This is a genomic window from Streptomyces sp. B1I3, from assembly GCF_030816615.1.
GTDB lineage: Bacteria > Actinomycetota > Actinomycetes > Streptomycetales > Streptomycetaceae > Streptomyces.
The window spans coordinates 2030801-2045414 of record NZ_JAUSYD010000001.1 but is presented as its reverse complement, the minus strand read 5'-3'; the positions used below and the strand labels follow the sequence as shown (position 1 = coordinate 2045414).

Genomic DNA, 14614 nt, shown 5'->3' with positions numbered 1-14614 from the left:
GGAGTTGCCCGTGTCGTCCCGGTGGCGTGCTGCGGGCCCCGGGGCGAGTCTGGAGATGCAGGCATACCTTCCGAAGTCTGCCGGGGAAGAGGACGGCGGTGACCGGCGAACCGGCCGCGCACGGTGCGACCACGTCGCACGACGGCGACGGCATCACGATCTGTGACGACGCGCACTGCTGCCCGCACGCCACGGAGGGGGTCCGGGGAATGCCGGACGTGGTGCCCGACGTGCCGGCCCATCTGCCCCTGACCGCCGGCCGGGCCCTGCGCGCACAGGACGATCGCGAGGCGACCGGTCGCGAAAGGGCTGTGCATTTCGCCGTGTGACCACGGACAACCAGGGAAGACGCCGTTTCGTGACCACAGCGGGGCGAGTGCCGACCACAGCCGACGCGGACCGGAACCAGTGGGCCGGGCGCCGCGCGGCGCGGCGTACGGGTGAACCGGGCCGAGGGATATATCTGTATTCGGTGCCCTTCGTCCCGGACCACCCGTCGTGATCGCGCTCATCGTCTGCCACTTCGCCCTGGCAGCCTGCGCGGGCCCGCTGGTGCGGCGGCTCGGCAGGTACGCCTTCGTGGTGCTCGCCCTGCCGCCGGCGGCCGCCACCGTGTGGGCGGCCACCCGGTGGACGGAGACCGCCTCCGGGGGCGCGGTCACCTGGTCGTGGGAGTGGCTCGGTACGTACGACGTATCGCTCGCCCTGCGTCTGGACGCGCTCGCCGAACTGATGGTGCTGCTCGCCGCCGGGGTGGGCATGCTCGTCCTGCTGTACTGCGTCTCGTACTTCACCGACGACTCCCCGCAACTCGCCCCCTTCGCGGGGAACCTGCTGGCCTTCGCCGGTGCCATGCTGGCCCTGGTCCTCGCGGACGACCTGATCTCCCTCTACGTGTTCTGGGAACTGACCACGGTCTTCTCGTACCTCCTGATCGGCCACGGCAGCGAGCGTAAACAGAACCGCCGCTCGGCCCTCCAGGCCCTCACCGTCACCACGCTCGGCGGCCTCGCCATGCTGGTGGGTTTCCTGATCCTCGGTCAGGCGGCCGGCACCTACCGGATCTCCGCGATCGTCGCCGACCCGCCGGAGCCCACGGCCGCCGTGTCCGTGGCCGTCGCCCTCGTCCTGTGCGGAGCCCTGTCGAAGTCCGCGATCTGGCCGTTCAGCCTCTGGCTGCCGAACGCCATGGCCGCGCCCACCCCCGTCAGCGCCTATCTGCACGCCGCGGCCATGGTCAAGGCCGGTGTCTACCTCGTGGCGCGGCTCGCCCCCGGCTTCGCCGACGTCCCCCTCTGGCGGCCGACCGTCCTGGTGCTGGGCGGCGCGACCATGCTCCTCGGCGGCTGGCGCGCGCTGCGCCTCAACGACCTCAAACTCGTCCTCGCCTACGGCACCGTCAGCCAGCTCGGCTTCCTCGTCGTGCTCGTCGGAGCCGGCAACCGGGACGCGGCCCTGGCGGGCGCCGTGATGATCCTTTCCCATGCCCTCTTCAAGGCCGCGCTGTTCCTCGTCATCGGCATCGTGGACCACGCGACCGGCACCCGCGACCTGCGCAAGCTCTCCGGAGTCGGGCCCGCGCTGCCGTACGTGTGCACGGTCGCCGTCCTCGCAGCCGCCTCCATGGCCGCCCTGCCGCCCTTCCTCGGATTCTCCGCCAAGGAGGCCGCCTTCCACGCCCTGCTGTACGGCGGCACCCTCGACCGCTGGCTGCTGGCCGTCACCGTGGCGGGCTCGCTGCTGACCGTGGCGTACACCGCCCGCTTCGTGTGGGGCGCCTTCGCCCGTAAGGCCGGCGTCACGGACACCCCCGTGCACCGCGTGGGCGCCGCCTTCCTGGCGCCGCCGGCCGTACTCGCCGTCGCAGGCCTGGTGCTGGGCCCCGGCGTCGGCTGGACGAACCGGCTGCTGAGCGCGTACGCCGACGCCTTCCCCACCCCCGCCCACCCCTACCACCTGGCGCTGTGGCACGGCTTCGGGACCGTCCTGCTGCTGTCCGCCCTCACCTGGGCCGGCGGCGCCGTGCTCTTCGCGGGACGGGCCACCGTCACCCGGATCTCCCGGCGCATCGCCTGGCCCACCGCCGACAGTGTCTTCGGCCACCTCCTGCTCGGTCTGGAACGTGTCGCCCTGCAGGTCACCGGCTTCGTCCAGCGCGGCTCCCTCTCCGGCTACCTGGCCATCACCCTGCTGGTGACGCTGGCCGGGCAGCTGGCGGTCCTGGTCACGGACCGCCCCTGGGAGGGGGCGGTCGCCCCCCGGGTGTGGGACGTGCCGCTGCAGGGGGCGGTGGCCGTGCTGACCTGCGCGGCCGCGCTCTCCTGCCTGACCGTCAGCCGCCGCATGAAGGCCGTGGTCCTGGCGGGACTGACCGGGTACGGGACCGCGCTGCTCTTCGTCATCCAGGGCGCGCCCGACCTGGCGCTCACCCAGTTCTGCGTCGAGACCGTGTCCATGATCGTGTTCGTGCTGGTCCTGCGCCGGATGCCGGTGCGCTTCGAGGAGTCGATCGGCACCTGGCGGCGGGCGCTGCGGATCCCGGTGGCGCTGGGCGCCGCGGCGACCGTCGGTGTGGCCGTCTGGGTGGCCGGAGCGGCGCGCATCGCCGATCCCGCCGGCGCGGCGATGGTCGAGGAGGTCTCCCACCACGGACTCAAGGACGTGGTGGCCACCATCCTGGTCGACCTGCGGGCCTGGGACACGATGGGGGAGTCCGCCGTACTCGCCGCGGCGGCGATCGGGGTGACCAGCCTCATGTATCTGCACCGCCGCAGCGAGACGTCCATGAACAGGGAGGAGCTGACGGGCGAGACGGCCTGGGCCCTGTCGGGCCGCCGGCTGAACGGACTGCCGCACGGCGACGACACCGCGCCCGAACGCAGCTGGCTGGCCGCCGGCTCCACGCTCGCCCCCGAACACCGGTCCGTCGTCTTCGAGGTGGTGGCCCGGCTGCTGTTCCACCCGATCCTGGTGCTCTCCCTGTACCTGCTGTTCTGCGCGGAGAACATGCCCGGCGGCGGCTTCGTCGCCGGACTCGTCGCAGGGCTCGGGCTCATCACGCGCTACCTGGCGGGCGGCCGGTTCGAACTCGCGGAGGCCGCACCGCTGCAGCCCGGACTCTTCACCGGCCTCGGACTGTTCGTGTCCACCGGGGTGGCCCTGGCCGGTCTCGCGGAGGGGACGGTGCTGCATGCCTGGACCCACCACGGGCACCTGCCCGTGTTCGGTGACTACCACCTGAGCACGTCGGTCCTCTTCGACTTCGGGGTCTACCTGCTGGTCCTGGGTGTGGTCCTGGACATCGTGCGGGCGCTGGGCGCCAAGGTCGACCGGCAGATCGAACGGGCGGCGGGCGCGCTGACCCCGGCGGCGGACACCGGGGCGGGGGCCGCCGACCGATGACCATGAGCGTCTCGCTCCTCGCCACCGCCGTGGTGCTCTGCGCGGTCGGCGGCATCCTCATGCTCACCCGTCCCCTCACCCGCATCCTGCTCGGGGCGGTCATCGCGGGCAACGGCATCAACCTGCTGGTGCTCTCCGCCACCGGCTCGGCGGGAGCCGCCCCCCTGCTCTACGGGGTGCCGCTGCGCGGGGTCACCGATCCCCTGCCCCAGGCGATCGCCCTCACCGCCATCGTCATCACCCTCGCCACCACCGCCTTCCTGCTCGCCATGGCCTACCGCAGCCACCAGCTGACCGGCACGGACGAGGTCCACGACGACCTGGAGGACCGGCGTATCTTCCTGCGCGCCGAGGTGCTGGGCGAGAGGGACGAACTGCGTGAGGAGTACCGGTCGGAGTCCGGCCGTACGCGCACGGACCGCGCCCGCTACCGCGCGGAACGCCACCGGCTGCGCTCCCGGCTGCGCGCCGACCGCGCCCTGCAGGCCCGGGGCCGCGACGCCGGCGGCGACCTGTGGCACGACGTGCTGGGCGCCGACCCGGAGGACTACGTGAACCACGAGGACGACGACCGAGGAGCCGCCGGATGAACGCACTCGTGCCGCTGCCGGTGCTGCTGCCCCTCTGCGCCACCGGGCTGAGCCTCGCCTTCGGGACCCGGCTCGCGCGCTTCCAGCGCTTCATCAGCGTCGCCGTCCTGACCGCCGTACTCGGCCTCTCGGTCTCTCTGATGATCGCCGCCGACCGGCAGGGGCCCCTCTCGGTCCACCTCGGCGACTTCGCCCCGCCGCTCGGCATCACCCTGGTCGCCGACCGGCTGTCCGGGCTGATGCTGACCGTCTCCTCGGCGGTCACGCTCTCCGTCCTGGTCTACTCGCTCGGCCAGGGCATGGCCGACCGGGACAAGGAGACACCCGTAGCCGTCTTCCACCCCGCCTACCTCATCCTGGTCGCCGGGGTGTCACTCACCTTCCTCGCGGGCGACCTCGTCAACCTCTACGTCGGCTTCGAGATCATGCTGGTCTCCAGCTTCGTCCTGCTCACCCTGGGCGGGACGGGCCCCCGCATCAGGGCCGGCTCCACGTACGTGATCATCTCGCTGTTCTCCTCGATGCTCTTCCTGACCGCCATCGCCATGACGTACGCCGCCACCGGGACGGCCAACTTCGCCCAGCTGGCCCTCCGCCTGCCCGACCTCGGGCTCGGCGTCCAGACGCTGATCCAGGCGATGCTGCTCACCGTCTTCGCCATCAAGGCCGCCGTCTTCCCCCTCGCGGCCTGGCTCCCCGACTCCTACCCGACCGCGCCCGCGCCCGTCACAGCCGTCTTCGCCGGCCTGCTGACGAAGGTCGGCATCTACTGCATGCTGCGGACCGAGACCCTGCTCTTCCCCGGCAACCGTCTCGGCGACCTGCTCATGGCCCTCGCCCTCGCCTCGATGATCGTGGGCATCCTCGGGGCGGTCGCCCAGACCGACCTGAAGCGGCTCTTCTCCTTCACCCTCATCAGCCACATCGGGTACATGGTCTTCGGGATCGGCCTCGCCACCCGCGAGGCGTACGGCGGTGCGATCTTCTACGTCGCCCACCACATCACCGTCCAGACCTCCCTCTTCCTCGTCGCGGGACTCATCGAACGCCGGGGCGGCACCAACGAGCTCACCCGGCTCGGCGGACTGGCCAGATCGGCGCCCCTGCTCGCCGTCCTCTTCTTCGTGCCGGCGATGAACTTCGCCGGGATCCCCCCGCTGTCCGGCTTCATCGGGAAGTTCGGCCTCATGCGGGCCGGCGTCGCGGACGGCAGCCTCTGGGCCTGGATCCTCGTCGCGGGCGCCACCGTGACCAGTCTGCTCACCCTCTACGTGATGGCGAAGGTCTGGAACCTGGCCTTCTGGCGCGCGGAGCCGCCCGGCCAGGCCGCCTACGGGACCGTCCTGGAGTCCCCGGACGACAGCGAGGACGACGACGCCGACAGCGGGCCGGACCGCATCCCCGGCACCGGGGACGAGGGGATCACTTCGGCACACGCCCCGGCCGGGGCGACCGTGGCCGCCACCCTGCACGGGCGGGCCGTCATCACCACCATCCACCCGCCCCGGCCCATGACCGCGGCCACGGCGTGCGCCGTCGCGCTCGGCCTCGCCTTCACCGTGCTGGCCGGGCCGCTGACGGCCTTCACCGACCGTTCGGCAGCCGAACTCATCGCTCGCCGCCCCTATGTGGAGGAGGTGCTCGGCCGGTGAGGCGCCTGATCACCCTGTCGTACCGCAATCCCGACCTGCCCCCGTACAGCTGCGAGTTCGCCGGGCGCCGGCGCCGGGTACTCGACCTGCCACTGATCGCCTGGCTCACCCTGATCTGGGTCCTGCTGTGGTCCACCCTGACCTGGGCCAACGTCGTCACCGGGGTGGTCGTCGCGGTGGTCGTCTGCCTGGCGTTCCCGCTGCCGAGGGTCGACTACGGGCTGCGGCTGCACCCCTGGGGCATCCTGCTGCTCGCCGGCTACCTGCTCTACGACATGTACACCTCGGGAGTGAAGGTCACCCGGCAGATCTTCGCCGACCGCCCGCACCGGGCGGCCGTCATCGCCGTACCCCTGCGCTGCCGCAGCGACCTGATGCTCGCGGCGACCGCCGTCACCGTGTCCAACGTGCCGGGCGGTTCGGTCGTCGAGGTGCGCCGGGCCACCGCCACCCTCTTCCTGCACGTCCTGGACGCGGACCGGAGCGAGGAGCTCGACGCGGCCCGGCGCTCCGTCTGGAGGCTGGAGGAGCTGACCGTACGCGCGTTCGGCACCCCGGACGAGATCGGCCGGGTGGCCGAGCCTCCCCCCTCGACCGAGGAGCCCGGCGGCCGGGGGGAGGGGGCATGAGCGGGCCGGAGACCGTCGACCGGGTACTGATGACCGCCGCCGTCGTGGTCATCGTCGTCGCGGGAGCGCTGCTGCTCGTCCGGATCAGCCGAGGTCCCTCCATGCTGGACCGGGCCATCGCGCTCGACGTCTGCGCGGCCCTGATCATCGCGGGGCTCGGCGCCAAGTCCGCGTTCGCCCGGGATTCCTTCTACTTCCCGATCATGCTGGTGCTCGCGTTCCTCGGCTTCACCGGGTCGGTGGGCATCGCCCGCTTCATCGCGGTGCGCGACCGGCCGCTGTCCTCGCAGCGCAGGCCCGCCGGCAAGGAGGGGGAGAAGTGAACGTCTGGCTGCAGGTCGCGGACACGGCGGGAGCGGTCCTGGTGTTCCTCGGCGCCGCGATCTGTCTTCTCGGGGTGGTCGGCATGCTGAAGCTGCCCGACGTCCTCTCGCGCAGCCACGCCGCGACCAAGCCGCAGACGCTCGGGCTGCTGCTGGTGCTGGCCGGGGTCGCGCTGAGGCTGCGCGGCGGCATGGACCTGGCGACACTCGGCCTCATCGGCTTCTTCCAGCTGATGACCGGCCCGGTGGCCGCCCACCTGGTCGCGCGGTCCGCCTACCGGACGGGCCAGATCGAGCGGGGCGAGCTGCTCTTCGACGACCTGGACGCCCAGCTCACCGAGCCGGACGAGGCCCAGGAGCCGGGGCGGGAGCAGGAACCGGGCGGCCGGGACAGCGGTCCGGGCCCGGCCCCCGGCCCCGGGCGGGGCTGAACCGCTCTCACGCCCCCGGCAGCCGGTCCAGGAAACCGCTGACCGAGCTGATCCGGCCGTCCTCGGCCAACGTGATCACGTCGAACCCCGCTGCCGGCGCCGAGCCGTCGGCCCGCGAGACCAGGTCCCAGGTGAAACGTACGAGGTCGTGATGGGCGTCGGGGGTGCCGGTGGCGACGAAGTCGAAGCCGGGGAACTGCTGCCGCGCACCGCTGATCGCCGCGGTCAGCCCGTCGTGGCCGCTCACGGCGGCCAGCGGGTCGGTGTAGGTGGCGTCCTCGGTGAAGGCGGCGGCCACCGCCTTCTCGAGCTCCTCGCCGGTGTTCGCGTTCCAGGCGGCGAAGTAGCGCCGGACGGCGTCCTGGTGAACGGTCATGGTGGTGTCCCTTCCCGGTGCTGCGGGTGACCGCCGCGGTGTTCCGCTGCGGTGGGACCAGCTTGTCCCGGGGCGGCCGGGGCGTCGATTACCTGCCGGGTAATGCTGCCGTACGCCACCTCCGGCTCCGCGTCTCTGTCATGATGCAGCGATATCGGGCCGGGCGCTGGGGGGCGTATGGGAAGCACGGGTACGGTGCTGCGCGAACTGCGCGGCGCACAGAAGTCGTCCAAGGGTGTCTCGCTCTACTCGCGGTACCTGAACCGGCCGGCCGGCCGCCTGATCGCTGCGGGCGCGTACCGGGTGGGACTGACGCCCAATCAGGTCACGCTCGTCAGTGCGGCTTTCACGTTCACGGCCGTCGCCGGGGTGGCGCTGGCGGAGCCGTCCTGGTGGCTCGCGGCCGCCGTGTACGCCGGTCTGGCCGTCGGGTTCGCCTTCGACTCCGCCGACGGGCAACTCGCCCGGCTGACCGGGCGGGGCGGGCCGGACGGCGAGTGGCTCGACCATGTCGTGGACTGCGCGAAGATGATCCTCGTCCACACCGCCGTACTCATCTCGTTCCACCGCTTCGGCGGGCTGTCCGGCGACGCGTGGCTCCTGCTGCCGCTCGGGTTCCTCTTCGTCGCGGTGCTCACCTTCTGCGCGGGGCTGCTGCGGGAGCAGCTCGGCAAGGCGGCGGCCCGCGAGGCGCCGGCGCCCGCCGGCGCCACGGCTCCGGTGTCCCGGGTGCGGGCCGTGGCACTGCTGCCGGCGGACTACGGGGTGTTCTGCCTGGTCTTCCTGCTGCTAGGAGCCCCCGCGGTCTTCCGGGCCGGGTACGCCGTGCTCGCGGCCGTGCACGCCCTCTTCCTGGTGGCGTTCCTGGCCAAGTGGTTCAGGGAGCTGAAAGCGCTCCGGGCCGGCTGACGAGCACGTCCAGTGCCCGGCGCAGCTGGGTGCTGGAGGTGTGCACGGTGTACGGGAAGTAGACGACCTCCACCCCGACCTCCGCGAAGGCGCGCTCCAGGCGCTCGCCCTTCTCCGTGCCCCTCCAGTCGTCGCCCTTGAAGATCACGTCGAAACGGACCTGCTGCCATGTCTCGACCTTGTCAGGAACGGTCTCCACGAAGGCCGCGTCCACGTACCGCACGCTGCGGACGATCTCCAGCCTCTCGGGCAGCGGGATCACCGGCTTGTGGCCCTTCGCGAGTGCGGCCATCTCGTCGGAGACGACCCCGGCCACCAGGTAGTCGCACTGGCTGCGGGCGTGCCGCAGGATGTTCAGGTGGCCGACGTGGAACAGGTCGTACACCCCCGGCGCGTAACCGACTCTGTGCTGCACCATCCGTTCTCTCCCCCCACGGTGGAACTGGTCCAACGACCTTACTGTGAAGAACACTTGTGCATCGCGTGAACGGATAAGCTCGGTGAAGAGGCTGTTCCGGGGGGAAGGCGATCGTCCGATGTCCGCTGCTGAGCACCACAGACCGTTCGACGACCGCAGACTTCTCGTGGTCTCCACCAACTACGCGCCGGAAGTGACGGGCATCGGCCCCTACGCCACCCAGCTGGCCGAGCACTGGGCCGGGGCGGGCGCCAGGACACAGGTTCTGACCGGGATGCCGCACTATCCCGCCTGGCGCGTCGACGAGCGCTACCGAGGCGTCTGGCGCATGCGGGAGACCCGGGAAGGAGTGAGCGTGCACCGCCGGCGTCACTACGTGCCGCCCCGTCAGAGTGCCGTCAGGCGAGCCTTGTTCGAGGCGTCGGTCCTCACCCACGGTCTCCTCGCCCCGCCGCCGGGGCGCCCCGACGCGGTGATCTCACAGATGCCGAGCCTGGCCGGCGGCGTCATAGCCGCCCGCGTCGCACGCCGCCACCGCGTCCCCCACATACCCGTCGTCCAGGACCTGATGGGCGCCGCGGCCGCGCAGAGCGGTATCCGGGGCGGGGGCAGGGCGGCGGCCGTCGCCGCGGCGGCCGAGCGGTACGCACTGCGCGGAGCGACCCTCGTCGGCGTCATCCACGAGAGTTTCGTACCGGGCGTCACGGCACTCGGCGTGGACCCCGGCCGTATCCGGCTGGTCCCCAACTGGACCCACGTCGAGCGCCCCACGGCCGACCGGGCCGCCACCCGGGCCCGGCTCGGCTGGCGCGAGGACACCCCGGTGCTGCTGCACTCGGGGAACATGGGCCTCAAGCAGGGCCTCGACGTGCTGGTGGAACTCGCCCGGATGGCCCCGGACATCCGCGTCGTGCTCATGGGCGACGGCAACCAGCGGGGCACCCTGCGCGAGCTGGCCGGCGCCCTGACCAACATCGACTTCTCCCCGCCCGCCGACGCCGCGGACTTCACCGACGTGCTGGCCGCCGCCGACGTCCTGGCGGTGACCCAGCGCGCCTCGGTCCTCGACATGAGCGTGCCGTCCAAGCTCACCTCGTACTTCGTCTCCGGCCGCCCGGTCGTCGCCTCCGTGGCCGGCGAAGGGGGCACGGCCGAGGAGGTGCGCCGCTCGGGTGCGGGAACACTCGTCGCCCCGGAGGACCCCGCCGCGCTCCTCGCCGCGGTCCGCGAGCTGGCCGGGGACCCCGCCGCGGCGGACGCGCTGGGCGCGCACGGGCCTCGGTACGTCGCCCGCCACCTGAGCCGGGAAGCGGGCCTGGCACGCTTCGACGCCCTGCTCGCGGAGGCCCTCGGCGAAGCGCGGCCGGACGCACGGAGTGACGCATCGAGGGACGCACAAGGGAGACCACGCCGATGACGCATCCGATCCGTCCCCTCGACGACCACGACGAACCGGCCCTGCTCAGGGACCAGTTCCGCCAGCTCCTGCGCTACCGGGCGCTCCTGGCCATCGGCGTCGTCGTGGGGCTCCTCGGCGGTGGGTACCTCGCGCTCAGCGGCGAGGACACCTACACCGCGACCGGTGAGGTGCAGGTGCGTTCCGCCACCGCCGACCCGTTCGCCACCGGCGCCTCGGCCGACAAGGGCATCAACATCGGTTCCGAACGGCAGACCGCCGTCAGCGACACCGTGGGCACCCTGGCCGCCGGCACCCTGCTCAAGGCGGGTGACGACGTCACCGCCCGCAAGCTTCTCGCGGGGCTCCAGGTCACCAACCCGCCCAACACCCTGACGCTCCGCTTCTCCTACACCGGAGCCACGCCCGAGCAGGCCCGCGCCCGCGCAGAGGCCCTCGCGGGCGCCTACCTGGCCCACCGCAAGGCGCGTACCGAGGACAGCATCGAGAACATGGCCAACGGCTACCGTGCCCAGCTCGGACCGCTGGAGGACAAGCGCGACCTGCTGGAGGACCAGGCCGGTGCGACGGACGACGTCAGCAGCGCCCGTGCCAACATCATCGTCTCCATCTCCGAGCTGAGCCGGAAGATCTCCGAGCTCAAGGCCCTCGACACCACTCCCGGTTACCTCAACAAGAAGCCCGTCGCGCCCACCGCCCCCACCGGTGCCGGCCTGCCGATGCTGCTCGGGCTCGGCGCCGTGGTCGGTCTCGCCCTCGGGCTGCTCCTGTCCTGGGTACGGCTCGTCTTCGACCCCGCCGTACGCTCCCCCCGCGAGCTCGTACGCTCACTCGGCGCCCCACTGCTCGGCACACTGCCCCGGGAGCGCGCGGCCGCCGGCACCCTGCTCGCCATCGGGCGCAGCGGCTCCCGGCTCGCCGAGGAGTACCGGGCGGTCGCCTTCCGGCTCGCCTACGACCCGTCGTTCGCCGAGCGGCGCCGCCTCCTGGTCACCGCGCCGCGGGGCGACAACGCGGCGGCGGCCGCCGCCGCGGTCAACCTGGCCGCCGCGTTCGCCGAGATGGGCCGCGACGTACTGCTCGTCGAGGCCGATCTGCGCACGCCGTCACTGGCCCGGGACCTGGGCCCGTCGGCCCACGAGGTCCGGCCGCCGCGCTGGGCCGCCGAGGCAGGCGACGGCACCTGGCCCACCGGCGCCCGCTCCAACGTGGACGTGCCCGGCTCCGGAGCCTTCGCCCTGGTGGCCGGGGCGACTGCGGACAACGTGCCGCGCGCCCTGACCTCCCCGCCCGTCGGACGGATTCTCGCGGAGGCCGACCGGCCCGGTGCCGTCGTCGTCGTGCTGGCCCCGCCCGTCCTGTCGTACGCCGACGCGGTCGCCCTGGTGGACCGCGTCGAGGGCGTCATGATCGTCTGCGACCCCCGTGAGGTCCACCGGAGCGACCTGGAACGCATCCGCGAGATCATCGGCGCCTCGGGCGGTACGGTGCTCGGCGCCCTGCTGCATCCCGGCCGTCGCGGGCTGCGCCGCGCGGAGCGACGCCCCAAGTCCTCCCGGCGCCGCACCGGAGGCGGACCGGGCGGGCCGGGCGGACCGGGCGGGCCGGGCGGGCCGGGCGGTGCGGTCGGCGAACCGGACGCACCGGAGATCACGGGAGACCCCACCGAAACACTCGGGCTGCGCTCCGTCACCCTCCCCGGCGCCCGGCGGTGAGAGCCCGCACCGCGATCCTCTGCTCGGTCGCGGACCAGGGCGTGGCGGCCCTCACCAACATCCTGGTGCTCGTGGCCGCCGCCCGGCTCTCCACCGTCTCCGACTTCGCCCGCTTCTCCGCCGTCTACCTCGTCTTCACCGTGCTGCTGGGCATCTCCGGCGCACACACCGGACAGCCCCTGGTCCTCAGGCGCGGTGAGGGCGAGACCGTCCGGGGCGCCTGCCGCTCGGCCGTCCTGCTCACCCTTCTCGCCTCGGCGGCGTTCGGTGCGCTGCTCGCCGCCGTCTGCCTGCTCGTCCCCGGGGACACCGCCCGCGCCCTGGTGATGCTCGGCCTCGTCCTGCCGGTGGTGCTGGGGCAGGACGCCCTGCGCTACGCCTTCTCCACCCTCCAGCAGCCCCACCTCGCCCTCGGATCCGACCTGGTGCGGCTGGGGTGCGTGCTGGGCGCCCTGTCCGCCCTGGAGTACGGTGCCTCCCCGGCCCGGCTGATCGTGGCCTGGGGCCTCTCCGCGCTCCCCGCGCTCCTGCTGTCGGCCGCACTGCTGCACCGCTCCACCGCGAAGGCCCCGCCGCAGCTGCGGCCGATGCTGCGGCGCGGTCACCTCGGCCGGCGCTTCGTCGTCGAATTCGGCGTCGGCAACGCGAGCAGCCAGCTCTCCGTCCTCGGCCTCGGGGCCGTCGGCAACCCGCTGCTCGTCGGCGCGCTCCGCGGGGCGACCACGCTGTTCGGTCCGCTCAACGTGCTCTTCACCTCCGCCACCTCCTTCGGCCCCCCGCTCCTCGGCCGCATCGGCGACGAGCGGCGCCGGGTACGGGTGACGGCGGGGCTCGCCGCCGTCCTCGCGGCCACCGCCGCCCTCTGGGCCACCGTGCTCGCCGTGCTGCCCGGCCGGGTGGGGCGTGAACTCCTCGGCGACACCTGGCCGACAGCCGCCGCCCTGCTGCCCGCGACCGGCAGCCAGTACGCGGCGATGGCCGTCGGCACCTGCGGACTGCTCGCCCTGCGGATGCTCGACCCGCGCACCACCCTGAGCATCCAGGTGGTGTTCTCGCTCGCCGCCGTGGCGCTCATGGCGGGGGGCTACGCCCTCGGAGGCGTCCCCGGAGCCGCCTGGGGCCTGTGCCTCGGATCGCTCTGCAAGGCCGCCGCCACCTGGACCAGGGTGGCCCGGATCCGGCGGCGGAAGCCGGCGCCCGACGAGGCCGTCACCGCCGACGCGCTGCCCTCTGCTCCTTGAACGTGCTGATCAGCAGCAGACACAGCGCGGCGATGGCCAGCTTCCCCGCCGCCTGCAGGAGCGGGCCGCGCAGCAGGATGAAGGTGTATCCGGCGATCAGCGGCGCGGCGATGGCCAGCACACTCCCGGGGCCGGGCCCCGCCCGGGTGACGGCCAGCGCGTACCGGCGGTCGGTGCGTGCCACCGCGTAACCGATCAGTGCGAGCCCGCCGATCACCCCGGAGGCGCCGAAGTCGACCCAGAACTCGGTCCACAGCGGGGCCGAGAGGTTGGTCATCCGCAGCCCCATCCACTGCCCGACCCGGACCCCGGTGTCCTCCGGCTTCCCGCTCCACACCGCGCGCGGCACGAAGAACAGCGCAGAGCCCGTCAGTTGGCGTCCGTAGGTGTGGCCCCGGGTGTCGACCCACGAGATGGTGTTGGCGAACATCACCATCTGGTCGTAGTCCTTGATCACCAGCGGCTCGAAGACCGAGGCCGACTGCGCGGGCCGCTGTCCTTCGTCGTCGTACCGGAACTTGTCGGCGTACGGGAACACCACCAGTGCCCCCACCACCCCCGTCGCCAGCACCATGCGGTAGATCGCCGCACTGCTCGGGAACGCGGTGAACACGAAGGCCAGCAGCACCGTCAGGAACCAGTAACGGGCGTTGGAGACCGGGTTGTTCACCACAAGGTTCAGCGCCACCAGCGCCACCCACACCAGTGCCGTCGACGGGGTGCGCCGGGCCCGGTAGTCGGTTGCCAGACGACGGGTGTAGAAGAGCAGCGCCAGCAGCGCCGGGACCTGGCCGAAGCCCTTGATGAACGCCGAGCCGACATTGGACCCTTCCGAGACCACCCCGCTCGCCGCGACGGTCTCGTTGATCTCCTGCCGGCTGGAGAAGAAGACCGAGGGCCCGCCCAGCTTCAGCACGTAGAACGCGCTCGCCGCGAACGCCAGCAGCACCAGCAGTCGCAGCCGCAGCGGATGCGCCACGGCCGGTCCCGCGCCCGGGCTCCGCGTGGAGGGCGTACGGCGCCGCAGCGGGCGCCGCGAGGCCAGCAGCGCCCCCAGGTCGAAGGCGGCACACCCCACCAGGACCATCGCGATGGCCGTGACCAGGTCCTGGCGCGGCCCCACCATCGGCGTCGGCGTCTGCCCGATCACCACCTGGGCGAACGGCGCCACGCCCATGGCGATGTACACGAACATCCAGAAGACGCCCTGGAGCAGCCGCCGCCGAGTGGAGAGGATCATCGTCGCCAGCCGGGCCCCCGCATAGCAGGTCAGCACCAACTGGAGCCAGTACGCGGTGTCCCGGACCCCGCTGCCGGGCTGGGCCGCGATCACCGCGGGCAGGAAGCACACCAGGCCGAGGATGAGCGGCATGGACAGGGCCCGCGACAGCATCGACCAGACGATCGGCTGCTCGGGCGGCTCCGGGACGCCGCCCCGGGCCCGTGCCCACTCCGGACGCGCGACCGCGCGGGCGGCCTGCTCCTGCGCCGATGTGTGCACCGACGTCATG

Annotated in this window: 14 protein-coding genes; 11 read left to right on the top strand and 3 right to left on the bottom strand. The window is 72.7% G+C overall.

The features are described 5' to 3' along the window. Nucleotides 1–98: 98 nt before the first annotated feature. The 7 genes from QFZ58_RS09290 (at nucleotide 99) to mnhG (ending at nucleotide 7027) form a co-directional block, all read left to right on the top strand. Nucleotides 99–329, top strand: coding sequence for a hypothetical protein (locus QFZ58_RS09290; RefSeq protein WP_307124448.1), 231 nt, complete (start codon nucleotides 99–101; stop codon nucleotides 327–329). Between the two features lie 169 nt (nucleotides 330–498). Beyond that, nucleotides 499–3402: a Na+/H+ antiporter subunit A gene (locus QFZ58_RS09285; RefSeq protein ID WP_307124447.1), complete on the top strand. Its 2904-nt coding sequence runs from the start codon at nucleotides 499–501 to the stop codon at nucleotides 3400–3402. Further along, nucleotides 3399–3992: a Na(+)/H(+) antiporter subunit C gene (locus tag QFZ58_RS09280; RefSeq protein ID WP_307124446.1), complete on the top strand. Its 594-nt coding sequence runs from the start codon at nucleotides 3399–3401 to the stop codon at nucleotides 3990–3992. Before QFZ58_RS09285 ends, QFZ58_RS09280 begins: the two co-directional genes overlap by 4 nt. Next, a complete protein-coding gene (locus QFZ58_RS09275) occupies nucleotides 3989–5644 on the top strand; it encodes a Na+/H+ antiporter subunit D (protein ID WP_307124445.1) in 1656 nt (551 codons plus the stop codon). The genes QFZ58_RS09280 and QFZ58_RS09275 overlap by 4 nt, the downstream gene beginning before the upstream one ends. Next, nucleotides 5641–6273, top strand: a complete 633-nt coding sequence (locus QFZ58_RS09270) for a Na+/H+ antiporter subunit E (RefSeq protein ID WP_307124444.1) — start codon at nucleotides 5641–5643, stop codon at nucleotides 6271–6273. The genes QFZ58_RS09275 and QFZ58_RS09270 overlap by 4 nt, the downstream gene beginning before the upstream one ends. Continuing rightward, a complete protein-coding gene (locus QFZ58_RS09265) occupies nucleotides 6270–6596 on the top strand; it encodes a monovalent cation/H+ antiporter complex subunit F (protein ID WP_307124443.1) in 327 nt (108 codons plus the stop codon). The genes QFZ58_RS09270 and QFZ58_RS09265 overlap by 4 nt, the downstream gene beginning before the upstream one ends. Further along, nucleotides 6593–7027: a monovalent cation/H(+) antiporter subunit G gene (gene mnhG, locus QFZ58_RS09260; protein WP_307124442.1), complete on the top strand. Its 435-nt coding sequence runs from the start codon at nucleotides 6593–6595 to the stop codon at nucleotides 7025–7027. The genes QFZ58_RS09265 and mnhG overlap by 4 nt, the downstream gene beginning before the upstream one ends. 7 nt (nucleotides 7028–7034) lie before the next feature. On the opposite strand, the gene QFZ58_RS09255 is transcribed toward mnhG, so the two are convergent. Continuing rightward, nucleotides 7035–7403, bottom strand: a complete 369-nt coding sequence (locus QFZ58_RS09255) for a nuclear transport factor 2 family protein (protein WP_307124441.1) — start codon at nucleotides 7401–7403, stop codon at nucleotides 7035–7037. Between the two features lie 177 nt (nucleotides 7404–7580). Here QFZ58_RS09255 and QFZ58_RS09250 point away from each other — a divergent pair, with 177 nt between their 5' ends. Beyond that, nucleotides 7581–8312 carry a CDP-alcohol phosphatidyltransferase family protein gene (locus QFZ58_RS09250; protein ID WP_307124440.1) on the top strand — a complete coding sequence of 244 codons (732 nt, stop codon included), beginning with the start codon at nucleotides 7581–7583 and terminating at the stop codon, nucleotides 8310–8312. Here the strand turns inward: QFZ58_RS09250 and QFZ58_RS09245 are convergent. Further along, nucleotides 8281–8730, bottom strand: a complete 450-nt coding sequence (locus QFZ58_RS09245) for an adenylyltransferase/cytidyltransferase family protein (RefSeq protein ID WP_307124439.1) — start codon at nucleotides 8728–8730, stop codon at nucleotides 8281–8283. The genes QFZ58_RS09250 and QFZ58_RS09245 overlap by 32 nt on opposite strands. Nucleotides 8731–8848: 118 nt before the next feature. Between QFZ58_RS09245 and QFZ58_RS09240 the strand changes: the two genes are divergently transcribed. The 3 genes from QFZ58_RS09240 to QFZ58_RS09230 are packed head-to-tail and all read left to right on the top strand — an operon-like array spanning nucleotide 8849 to nucleotide 13103. Beyond that, nucleotides 8849–10147 (top strand): glycosyltransferase, encoded by a 1299-nt coding sequence (locus QFZ58_RS09240; protein WP_307124438.1) that lies wholly within the window; start codon nucleotides 8849–8851, stop codon nucleotides 10145–10147. Then, nucleotides 10144–11862: a lipopolysaccharide biosynthesis protein gene (locus tag QFZ58_RS09235; protein ID WP_307124437.1), complete on the top strand. Its 1719-nt coding sequence runs from the start codon at nucleotides 10144–10146 to the stop codon at nucleotides 11860–11862. The genes QFZ58_RS09240 and QFZ58_RS09235 overlap by 4 nt, the downstream gene beginning before the upstream one ends. Then, nucleotides 11859–13103 (top strand): hypothetical protein, encoded by a 1245-nt coding sequence (locus QFZ58_RS09230; protein ID WP_307124436.1) that lies wholly within the window; start codon nucleotides 11859–11861, stop codon nucleotides 13101–13103. The genes QFZ58_RS09235 and QFZ58_RS09230 overlap by 4 nt, the downstream gene beginning before the upstream one ends. On the opposite strand, the gene QFZ58_RS09225 is transcribed toward QFZ58_RS09230, so the two are convergent. Next, a complete protein-coding gene (locus tag QFZ58_RS09225; RefSeq protein ID WP_307124435.1) occupies nucleotides 13072–14613 on the bottom strand; it encodes a hypothetical protein in 1542 nt (513 codons plus the stop codon). The two genes, QFZ58_RS09230 and QFZ58_RS09225, sit on opposite strands and share 32 nt — an antisense overlap. Between the last annotated feature and the right edge of the window lies 1 nt (nucleotide 14614).

Bases quoted from the DNA above. Each gene is read 5' to 3' on its own strand.
- QFZ58_RS09280 (WP_307124446.1), top strand. From the start codon at position 3,399: ATGACCATGAGCGTCTCGCTCCTCGCCACCGCCGTGGTGCTCTGCGCG.
- QFZ58_RS09275 (WP_307124445.1), top strand. From the start codon at position 3,989: ATGAACGCACTCGTGCCGCTGCCGGTGCTGCTGCCCCTCTGCGCCACC.
- QFZ58_RS09265 (WP_307124443.1), top strand. From the start codon at position 6,270: ATGAGCGGGCCGGAGACCGTCGACCGGGTACTGATGACCGCCGCCGTC.
- QFZ58_RS09255 (WP_307124441.1), bottom strand. From the start codon at position 7,403: ATGACCGTTCACCAGGACGCCGTCCGGCGCTACTTCGCCGCCTGGAAC.
- QFZ58_RS09250 (WP_307124440.1), top strand. From the start codon at position 7,581: ATGGGAAGCACGGGTACGGTGCTGCGCGAACTGCGCGGCGCACAGAAG.
- QFZ58_RS09245 (WP_307124439.1), bottom strand. From the start codon at position 8,730: ATGGTGCAGCACAGAGTCGGTTACGCGCCGGGGGTGTACGACCTGTTC.
- QFZ58_RS09240 (WP_307124438.1), top strand. From the start codon at position 8,849: ATGTCCGCTGCTGAGCACCACAGACCGTTCGACGACCGCAGACTTCTC.
- QFZ58_RS09235 (WP_307124437.1), top strand. From the start codon at position 10,144: ATGACGCATCCGATCCGTCCCCTCGACGACCACGACGAACCGGCCCTG.
- QFZ58_RS09225 (WP_307124435.1), bottom strand. From the start codon at position 14,613: ATGACGTCGGTGCACACATCGGCGCAGGAGCAGGCCGCCCGCGCGGTC.